Below are 347 nucleotides of genomic sequence, written 5' to 3'. Positions count from 1 at the left end.
CTGCCGCTTATCGGTAGCCGGGGAAGTCGCATGCACGAAATCAGGCACGAGGAGAGACCATCATGATCCGCACCCTTTTCGCTACAACCGCGCTTGCAACACTGCTCGCAACCGGCGCTTTCGCGCAAAACACTACTCCCGCTCCGGCACAGCCGGCTGCCGAAACGGCGGCTCCTATCCCGCGCGCCGAAGGCGCGCTGATGACCAATATCATCGGGGAGTCGGTCTATAACGGCACCGGAAACGACGCCCAGAACATCGGCAAAGTCGACGATGTCGTCTTCGATTCCAGCGGCAAGGCCAAGTCCGCCATCATCGGCGTCGGCGGGTTCCTGGGTGTCGGCAAA

The 347-nt window shown here is 61.7% G+C and carries 1 protein-coding gene; it reads left to right on the top strand.

Going from position 1 to position 347, the window contains the following annotated elements:
* Positions 1 to 62: 62 nt before the first annotated feature.
* The coding region (locus EN852_RS36990; RefSeq protein WP_135879772.1) for a PRC-barrel domain-containing protein at positions 63 to 347 on the top strand (285 nt) is incomplete at its 3' end.

The sequence above is a fragment of the Mesorhizobium sp. M2E.F.Ca.ET.209.01.1.1 genome, from assembly GCF_004010375.2.
Lineage (GTDB): Bacteria > Pseudomonadota > Alphaproteobacteria > Rhizobiales > Rhizobiaceae > Mesorhizobium.
The sequence above is the reverse complement of the archived record's forward strand: the minus strand, read 5'-3'. Positions and strand labels throughout refer to the sequence as shown.